The organism is Synechococcus sp. H60.1 (assembly GCF_047462335.1).
Lineage (GTDB): Bacteria > Cyanobacteriota > Cyanobacteriia > Thermostichales > Thermostichaceae > Thermostichus.
Window position 1 is genome coordinate 1 of sequence record NZ_JANSJA010000151.1, and the last position, 8,983, is coordinate 8,983.

Here is an 8,983-nt window from a genome sequence, read left to right on the forward strand (position 1 = left end):
TGCTGTCAAGCGGGTGAGGAAACCCCACCCGCCTACGCGGTGGGGTAGTTCATTCACTAGCTGTCCCCTGCTGCCTGAACGAAAAATCGTTGAAAAGTTCCTAGAAGTTGTATGCCTCTATTGCACCGCCTGGGCAAGCGCTCGGATCCCCGCTTGCAGACGTTCTTCAACGTCGGCCTCCAGCCGCAGGGTGCCGTCCGCCTCAAACTGGATTTGCGAGCTGAGGATGTAGACCCCTTTCAAGATATGGGTTGCGCCCATCACGGCCAGCACCGGCTTCATGGCAAAGTCGATGGCCAGCAGGTGGGCCAGCGTTCCGCCTGTGGCGATGGGGAGAATCACCTTGCCGGTAAAGGCATCTTGGTCTAGCAAATCCAGCAGTGCCTTAAACACACCTGGGTAAGAAGCTTTGTAAACAGGGACGGAGAGAATGATCCCGGCGGCCTGGGCCACCTTTTCCTGAATCTGCTTGAGTTGAGGGCTCTCGAAGTTGACCCGCACCAGATCCTCTGGCGGCAAGTCCCGCACCGAGACAAACTCCGTTGTCAACCCGAGACCGGACAGGATCCCGGCAGCGTGATGCAAAATCGCTTCCGAGCGAGAAGGAGTGCTGGGACTACCGGAGAGCAAGAGGATGCTGGACATAGGTTGCAGACAGAAGGCTGCCTCAGTTGTATCAGGGATCCCACGTGCAAGATGATGATAAACTAGAAGAGACAGGGCTTCAGGATGCCGGGCCCGGTTCTGTGCGGGCGTAGTTCAGTGGTAGAACGCTAGCTTCCCAAGCTGGATGTCGTGAGTTCGAGTCTCATCGCCCGCTTCTGGATCCGCAAAACCCTCTCTCGCCGCTGCCGATCCCAACCTACCCCTAGCCAGTGTCGGGGTTGAAGGGAGGAGTGGCAGCACGTAGCTTCTGGAGGCAAGAGCAAGCTGCCCTGCTGAACTGGCCAGGGATCTTGCTAGGACATCTGCTGAAGGGGCACTTCCAGCCCCACCTGCGAGGCAAAGGTTGGCGGGCAACGATGACCGAACAACGCCGCCAGATCCAGCGGTTGCTCAGGGACAATCCCAGCCTCAAGCCCGTGGCAGCCCCGCAAGAAGCTTATCAGGACGGGATCCTGGTGGTGGTGAGAGAAACGCCCCTGTCTGAGACAGATCTGCCGGCCCAGTGTCCCTGCACATTAGAGCAGGTGATGGATCCCGACTTTTACCCTGGCAAGGAAGATCCCCCGTGATCTGCTCAGCCCGCCGAGCCGGCAGCAGGGCCCCTGTGGGTCTCCACCGGGTTGTCCACCACTCGTCGCAGCACGCCGTTGACGAAAGCGGCGGCCTCCGGATCCCCGTATTTTTTGGCCAATTCTACAGCTTCGTTGATGGCGACCTTGTCGGGGCTGCTGCGCAGGATCTCCATTTCCACCACTGCCAGGCGCAGGATATCGCGCTCGATCCGCCCCACCCGCTGCAGTTGCCAGCCTACCAAAACCCCTTGTAAACGGGCATCGATAGCCTCCTTATGGGTGCGCAGGGCAGTCAACAGTTGGAGAGCATAGGTGCGCACCTCTTGCGCTTGGGCGATGTGCAACAGCTCCGGCATGGAGAGGGCAGCTCCCAGCCGGTTGACCGCCTTTTGGGACAACTGAACGACCTCATCCAGGATGTGGCGGACGCTGTACAGCCGTTGTTCCATGTGTTCCAGGGCTTGGCCGGCGTTGCTGAGGGCCACTTGGGCTTGGTGGGCCAGCTCCAGCAATTCTCCCGGCGCGGTGTCGCGGGCGTTGGCCGCCTTCAGAGCCGTTTCCAAGCGTTGTAGATGTCGTTGGGCCTGCTGAAGGCGGACAGTAAGGGAGCGAGATCCGCCCTCTTCCTTGGCATCAGAAGCAGCCAATAACAGGGGATCACTCTCGTGCAACAGGCGATCGCTGCGCTGAATTTCTGCCGCCGCCGTGGAGAGAGTTTCATGGGTCTCTTCCTGCAGGGCGCGGATGGCTGCCAGCAGCAAGTCCTCCAGTTGTTTTTCGCTCAGTTTGGCCGCCGTGGCTGGCAGTTGGTTGACCCCTAGCAGGGCCAGTTCGCGGGCAACACGCCGAGGTTGCATTGCAGAATACCCATGCTTTTAAACGACTGCCCCATCCCGCAAGGCGGTGCTACCGGGCTTAGCCATGCTAGCAGGCTGCGGCGGGGCAAGGAAGAACCCGAGGCCTCGCTGTCAACTCGCCTCGGAAGGGCGGCTCAACACGCGAAACACCAACGATGAACTCTGCTCTTCGCCAAAGCGAGATTGGCTGGAGACCGAGAGGGTGAGCCGCCGCTTGCTGCGGGTGATGCCCACGTATAGCAGCCGCAACCGCTCTGCAGCCAAGTCTAGAAAGGCCTGTTCGGTAGGAGAGTTGGCCTGCAGCTCCCAATATCTTCTGCGGCTGAGCTCTCGCAACTGGGCCAGGGCCTCTGCCTGCATATCCACATCTTCCAAAAAAGCTAGGCCAAGGCGACGCTCTCCGTACTGGGCGGGAAACTCGTAGGCCGACACCTGGGGGATGAAGACCTGATCCCATTCCAAACCCTTGGCACGGTGCAGCGTAGCAACGGTGATGCTGCCCGGCTCGGGGTTGAAGGCAAAGATCTCCGAGGGCAGGTTGTTGAGGCGGTAATCCAGAATCACCTGAAATTCTTGGGCAATCTCCTGCCAATCGACCTCAGGCAGGGATCCCAGCACCTGCTCCAACTGGTCGATGACGTAGCGACCCACAAACAGTTCTTCCGGCTTGCGGTAGAGGCTTTGGACAACTACATTCAGCACTTCCGGCCAAGGGGAGCGCCCAGCCCGCAGCCAAGCCCCCAGGGTGCGCAGCAGCCTGCCCAGGCTTTGCCAAGAGGGGCTATCCGGCAAAGTAGGGGCTTCCCCAAACTGGGGAAAGAGCAGCCGCTCCGGCAGCGAGGCGCGGATCCAGCCCAGCATCGGCTGTAGCTCAGCCCGTGGGATCCCGGCCCAGTCGGCTAGGTGATCTACGGCTGCAGCCAGGCGAGCAGAGGAAGTGGGCTGGGCCAACCAGTCGATTATTCCCTTGAGTTGCAGCAGCACCCGCCGCTGGCTGGGGTTGCCCCGCAACAGGTCGATCACCTGCTCTGCCCCCAGTTCCCGCAGGTAGTCGAGGGCCTTGCCCCCCAGCTCGTTGGTGGTGACCAGAATGGCCACCGTCTGGTCGGGGAAAGCTTGGGCGGCTGCCAGGGCCCACCGTGTTACCTCCTGCAGCTCCTCCTCCGGCGATCCGGCTACCCGGCGAAACTCCACCTGCCCCTCGCTGGCCGGGGGATTCTGGCCACCAGTGGTGGCCGGACGAATGTGCTGGGGAGCCAGGGCGGTGCGCAGGGCCGGGATGGGGTGCTTCTGGTTTACCCAGTCCACTAGGCGGTTGGCCAACTCGAGGATCTGGGGGGCGCTGCGGCTGGACTCTTCTAGGATTACTCGGGGACTGGCCTGACAAAAGTCACGAAACAGCCGCGGCTCGGCGGTGGTGAAGGTGCCCATGATGCTTTGGTTGGGATCCCCCACCCGCACCAGGTTGCCGGTGCGCTGGCTGAGCAACCGCAGCAGCTCTTCTTGTAGGGGGGAGCTGTCCTGGGCCTCGTCCTCAAACAGGTAGTCATACCAATTTTGCACCTGCTGCCCCAGCGCCGGGTCGCGCTCGATCAGCTCCACCGCCTGCCAGCCCAGGTCGTCGTAGTCCAGCTTGCCCAGGCGGCGCAGCTCCGCTTGGTAGGCGGCATAGATCGGAGCCGCCCAACCCAGATAGCCCTCCCTGTCAGCAGGGATCTGCTCCGGCCCCAGACGCAGATTCTTGGCCGTGCTAATCACCGCCTGCACCATCTGTTGGAAGCTGCGCCGGAACCGCGTCCGGTTTCGAACCACCTTCTGGTGGGAATCGTCGGGGGGAATCAGCGGCTCCCAGAGGTAAGTGTGGTGGGCGAGCCAGGCGCGGCAGAGACGGCTGAGCAGGCGCTCCTGTTCATATCCCTCCAGGATGGACAGCTCTTCCCAAGGGCCGGGGGCCTCCCGCAACACCCGCAGCGCTAGGGAATGCAAGGTAAAGGCTTGGGTAAAGCGATCTGGGTAGCCCGCCTCTTGCAGGCGTTGGTTGATACGGCGCAGCAGATTGACCCGTGCCGAACGCATGTAGGTGAACACCCCGATGCGATCCGGTGGGATCCCTCGCTTCAGGATGAGATCGGCGATTAGCAGCTCCAGGATGAACGTCTTGCCGCTCCCCGGAACTGCCGCGATCCCCAGAGGCCCCGAGCGATACGCCAATGCCCGTTGCTGTTCTGGACGCAACGCGACTTGGGAAAAAGGAGAAGCAGCCAAGCCCACCCTCGGATCCCTACCTAGCTGAGGATAAAAGTCTCGATGGCCGCCACCACTCCATCTTCGCTGACGGGAGGAGCCACCCAATCGGCGTGGGGCAGCAAAGCCGGCGAGGCATTCCCCATCGCTACCCCGATCCCTGCATACCGCAGCATCTCAATGTCATTGTCGCCATCGCCGATGGCCATCACCTGCTCCGCTGACACCCCCAGCAGCTCTTCCGCCAGAAAACGAACGGCATTGCCCTTGTTCACCGCCGGATGGGTGGCCTCCAGAAAAATCGGCTCCGAGCGGGTGAGGTAGATCTGCTCAGGAGAATACCGCTGCCGCAGGGATCCCTGTAATGCCTGCAGAAACTCCGTATCTTCCGAAACAGCTAGGATCTTGGTGGGGCTTTTCCCATATTGGGCGGGGGAAAGCATCTGGAGCGGCACCTGGGAGCGCTCGGCATAGGCTTGGCTGAGGGGGCTGAGCTCTCGCACATAGAGCTGGTCATCGATGTAGAGGTGCACCCCCACCGGCTGATCCTGCAGCACCTGCAACAGCTCCTCCGTCAGCGACCAGTCCAGGCTCCAGTGCTTCAAGGTCTTTTGGCTGTCGGGATCCCGAATGAGCGCCCCCTGATAGCTGCAGAGGGGCATGTCCGCTCCAATGGCGTAATGAAACCGCTCAGCAGAGCGATGCATCCGACCTGTGGCAATGGCCACCCGCACGCCTGCAGCCTTGGCTTTTTGAATGGCCTGCCGCACCGGCTCCGAAACCTGGTTGGAAGGCCCCGCAATCGTGCCGTCGATGTCCACCACCAACAGCCGAATGTCCCTCTGGATCCAGGCTCCCTTTTCCCTTTTTTTCTCCTGGACTTGAGCTTCTGCTCCAGTTTGCATTGCCCCTCCTCCTGGCAACCTCCCAGACCCTAACACGACTGCTGCGGAGTTTGTCGATAGTCAAACTAACCCGAGCTCGATGGGAAATTGAAATTGATGAAGAATCTCGATAGGGATTGAATACCTCAAATAGCCGGCTGGGGGATCGGATCCCTGCCCTCTGCTGTCTAGGGAAAGAGCATACAATTGAGGAAGACTAGCCCCGTGATGGACAAAAACACCGTGAACATGCTGAAACGAATTGGTCGCGTCTGCCGGCCTTTGCTAGCCGTTGCCTTGGCCTTGATCTTGGCTTTGGCTCCTGTCAGTACTGTCTGGGCCCGCAGTGGTGGTCGCATTGGCGGTGGCTCTTTCCGCTCTCCGACCTTCTCTGCCCCCCGCTCGGCTCCGGTGTACCCCAGCTATGGAGGGGGGTTTGGGTTTCCCCTAGTGGTGCCCTTTTTCTGGGGTGGTGGTGGCGGCCTGCTGACACTGCTGCTCTTGATTGGGGCCGGTAGCTTTCTGGTGCGCAGCTTGCGCTCGGCTGTTTCTGAAGATGGCGACGAGGGGGTTGCTGACCTGCCGGTAACGGTGGCTCAGGTAAAAGTGGGCCTGCTGGCCAGCGCCCGACAACTGCAAAAAGACATGAACGCCCTGGCTCTGGAAGCGGATACCCAATCGCCGGAAGGGCTGAGCCAGTTGTTGCAAGAGGTCACCCTCGGCTTGATGCGCTACAGCGACTACTGGGCCTATGGTCATGCCCAAGCAGAGAAGCTGCCCCTCTCCCGCGCCGAGTCTCTGTTCTATCAAGCTTCCCTACAGGAGCGCAGCAAGTTCAGCGCCGAAACCCTCAGCAACCGCAACAACCAGATTCAGCAGGTTCCCCAAGCAGTTCTGAAACGCGCTGCTGCCGGAATCCCGGATGTCGGCGAGTATCTGGTCGTTACTCTACTAGTTGCGTATCGAGGCAACTCAGGTACACTACCTGTAGTTAAATCTGCGGCGGATCTGCGGCAGTGCCTGCTGCAGTTGGCCTCCATTCCGGCGGAGCGAATTGTGGCCATCGAAGTGCTGTGGACGCCGCAGTTGGAAGGAGACACCCTGTCGGCAGAGGCGCTGTTGACCGAGTACCCGGAAATGCGGCTCCTGTGAGGGCGCTGGGGTGAGAAGACGGCTGCTGTCGGCTAGGGGTCTCACCGCCAAGGGAGGTTCTATGTCCGGGTTTGATGCTTCGGCAGACAGGAGCCGTCGTTCTCCTTGGGCTGCATTGGGTTACACGGGTCAAGCAGATTCCCTGCTGGATGAGCTGCTTGAGGATTTGGAGCACAGCCTTGAAGAAGGGCTGGTGGAAGAGTACCCCTATTGGGGCACGCGCCCGCCGCTGCCTTTGCGGCGCTCTTCTATTGCCTCAGGGATCCTACTGGGTTTGGCTTTGGCGACCACTCTGGTGGCAGGGCTAGCCTTCTGGATGACCCTGCGCCCCCGGCCAGGAGTCTTTTCTCAGGCCACTCCTCCTCGGCTGAGGGATCCTTTGACTGAGGCCCCCGATTCTCCCAACTCCGATTTCCTGCTGGCCCAGGAACCATCCCTGCCCCCATCTGCGGGAGGTGGAACTCCTCGAGATCCATCTGCGGAAGTTTCGTCTCAGGAGCCACCTGGGACAACCTTGGCCAAGCCGGAGGCGAAAACACTCTCTGCAACTCCGCCGGTGGCTGCCGCTCCTACCCTTGCAGCGGCAACCAGTGCTCCTCCTCCCCCGAGGGTAGCCGCTCCGCCGGCGTTGGCGCGGATCCGGGCCCAGCCTGTGCCGCAGATGAAGCTGGTGGGGTTGATCCACGATCCAGGCGATCCTAAGGCTCTGATTCTGATTGACAACGTGGTGCGACAGGTGCCGGTTGGCCAGGCGGTGAAAGCAGAGTGGCGGGTCACCTCCATCAGCCCCTACGGGGTGAGGGTAAGCAATGGCGCTCAAAGCGTCACCTTGCAATTGGGGTTGTCGCAACGGATCTAGCTAGATATCCTTCTTTCATCGGGAGAGCGATCCCCGTGGAAGGTTGGATCAAAAAAGGGAGAAGGGGCAGATGAAATTCGCCAAGCTGGGGCGAATGAGCCGCTGCAAAGTGGGATTGGGCTTAGCTTTGGGGTACCTCTGTCTCGGTCTGTTCGCTTGTCGCCGTACACCCCTCTCCTCCAACTCTTTACCTGGGATCCCGCCGGCCTACGCCCATCGCCCGCAACTGCAAGGGAAGGCAGTGGTGGAGTTAGAGGTGCAAACTGCCGAAGGAGTGGGCAAGGTTCTCTTGGAGATCCACGGGGAGGAGGCGCCCCTTACTGCCGGCCAGTTTGTGGATTTGGTGCAGCGGGGCTTTTACAACGGTCTCACCTTCCATCGGGTGGAGAAAGATCCCCAGCCCTTTGTGGTGCAGGGCGGGGATCCGCGGGGGGATGGCACCGGCGGCGCCACCGAGCCGGGCAGCAACCGCTTGCGCACCATCCCTTTGGAGATCCAGGTGCGCGGGGAGCCTCATCCCCGCTACAACACCTTGATTGAGGATCCCATCGCCCTGAGCAAGCTGGCCTTGCCCCATCGCTTGGGGGCAGTAGCCATGGCCCGTTCCAGCCCTCTCGACTCGGCTTCTTCCCAGTTTTATATCGCCCTCTCTGCTCTGCCGATCCTGGATGGGCGCTATGCCGTGTTCGGCTATGTCATCGAGGGGATGGAGTGGGTGGAGCGCCTCCAGGTGGGGGATGTGATCCGCTCGGCGCGGGTGCTGGAAGGAGCGGACTTGCTCAGGTATCCAGCAGGAGCAGATCAGACGGCGGCCCCCGGCGGTTTATGATAGGCAGCAGCTCTGCTGCTGGTTCGGCTGTCGTGGCTTGGGGAGGGGAGAGTTTTGTGCTCGCCCTCTCCAGCAACCTGTGGGCGCCTTTTCATGCATGAAGACGCTTTTTCTCCTCTTGAACCCCTAGACGAGCTGCCACCTCACTCGCCGCCGGAGGTGGATGTGGAGCGGATGCTGCAGCAGTTGCAGGATCCGGATCCCCGTTTGCGGATGCAGGCAGCCCGCGCCTTCTGTGAGATCGAAGAACCCCGCGCCATCCCGCGCCTATTGGCTTTGCTCAGGGATCCCTGCCCGTTGGTGCGGGTGGGAGCGGCCTATGCCCTGGGTCGCAATCCGGATCCCGCTGAGGTGGAAGTGCTGATCCAAGGCCTGCGCCGGGATTGGAATGGCTATGTACGCAAAGGCCTGGTGTGGGCCCTGGGCAATGCTAAGGATCCCCGCGCCTATCCGGTGTTGCTGGAAGTATTGGCTGAAGATATCGCGGCAGTGCGGCTTTGGGCGGCCAGCGCCCTCGGACAATTGGCCCAAGCTCAGGTGTTGTCCGGCCCGGCTCTGCAGGAGGTAGCGGCAGCCCTCTGTCGGGGTTTGGCCCACGATCCGGTGGCGGCAGTCCGCGGCAACTGTGCCTGGAGCCTGGGGATCCTCGGGCAACAGGTGAGACTGGCTCTCGAGGATCCCACCGTTTACGCGATGTTGAAAAGGCAGTTGCTGACAAGCGCCAGCCGCGATCCCGATTGGGGAGTGCGGGACGATGCGCGGCTTGCCCTCCTAAAGTTGGCAGATCCCGACTTGCCGGAGCAAGCGGATAACCTTAAGTAAACTACCCGACACGACTACCCCCAGCCCTTCTCCCTCAGGGAGTCAGCCCAAGCGCTCCGCGCCGCTCACGCGACCACCCCCAGCCCCTCTCCCTCAGG

9 protein-coding genes and 1 tRNA gene are annotated in these 8,983 nt (G+C 61.3%); 6 read left to right on the plus strand and 4 right to left on the minus strand.

The genetic code is table 11. From position 1 onward, the window contains the following. Positions 1–117 precede the first annotated feature (117 nt). Positions 118–645 carry an NADPH-dependent FMN reductase gene (gene ssuE / locus NW852_RS07945; protein ID WP_414370493.1) on the minus strand — a complete coding sequence of 176 codons (528 nt, stop codon included), beginning with the start codon at positions 643–645 and terminating at the stop codon, positions 118–120. Between the two features lie 103 nt (positions 646–748). Between ssuE and NW852_RS07950 the strand changes: the two genes are divergently transcribed. Further along, positions 749–820, plus strand: a tRNA-Gly gene (locus NW852_RS07950). A gap of 76 nt (positions 821–896) precedes the next feature. Beyond that, on the plus strand, positions 897–1,235 hold the full coding sequence (locus NW852_RS07955; RefSeq protein WP_414365936.1) for a DUF29 domain-containing protein: 339 nt from the start codon (positions 897–899) through the stop codon (positions 1,233–1,235). A 5-nt stretch (positions 1,236–1,240) separates the two neighbouring features. Here NW852_RS07955 and nusB read toward each other — a convergent pair whose 3' ends face one another. From nusB to NW852_RS07970, 3 genes are all read right to left on the minus strand, one after another. Next, positions 1,241–2,095, minus strand: coding sequence for a transcription antitermination factor NusB (nusB, locus tag NW852_RS07960; protein ID WP_414365935.1), 855 nt, complete (start codon positions 2,093–2,095; stop codon positions 1,241–1,243). 111 nt (positions 2,096–2,206) lie between these two features. Further along, positions 2,207–4,366 carry an ATP-dependent helicase gene (locus NW852_RS07965; RefSeq protein WP_414426616.1) on the minus strand — a complete coding sequence of 720 codons (2,160 nt, stop codon included), beginning with the start codon at positions 4,364–4,366 and terminating at the stop codon, positions 2,207–2,209. Positions 4,367–4,380: 14 nt separating this feature from the next. Next, a complete protein-coding gene (locus tag NW852_RS07970; protein ID WP_414370496.1) occupies positions 4,381–5,244 on the minus strand; it encodes a Cof-type HAD-IIB family hydrolase in 864 nt (287 codons plus the stop codon). A gap of 207 nt (positions 5,245–5,451) precedes the next feature. Here NW852_RS07970 and NW852_RS07975 point away from each other — a divergent pair, with 207 nt between their 5' ends. From NW852_RS07975 to NW852_RS07990, 4 genes are all read left to right on the plus strand, one after another. After that, positions 5,452–6,375, plus strand: coding sequence for a DUF1517 domain-containing protein (locus tag NW852_RS07975; protein WP_414365932.1), 924 nt, complete (start codon positions 5,452–5,454; stop codon positions 6,373–6,375). A gap of 61 nt (positions 6,376–6,436) precedes the next feature. Then, a complete protein-coding gene (locus tag NW852_RS07980) occupies positions 6,437–7,234 on the plus strand; it encodes a hypothetical protein (protein ID WP_414365931.1) in 798 nt (265 codons plus the stop codon). Positions 7,235–7,304: 70 nt separating this feature from the next. Next, complete coding sequence (locus tag NW852_RS07985; protein WP_414370498.1) at positions 7,305–8,063, plus strand: peptidylprolyl isomerase; 759 nt, start codon at positions 7,305–7,307, stop codon at positions 8,061–8,063. 93 nt (positions 8,064–8,156) lie between these two features. Continuing rightward, on the plus strand, positions 8,157–8,885 hold the full coding sequence (locus NW852_RS07990; protein WP_414426617.1) for a HEAT repeat domain-containing protein: 729 nt from the start codon (positions 8,157–8,159) through the stop codon (positions 8,883–8,885). The last annotated feature ends 98 nt before the right edge of the window (positions 8,886–8,983 follow it).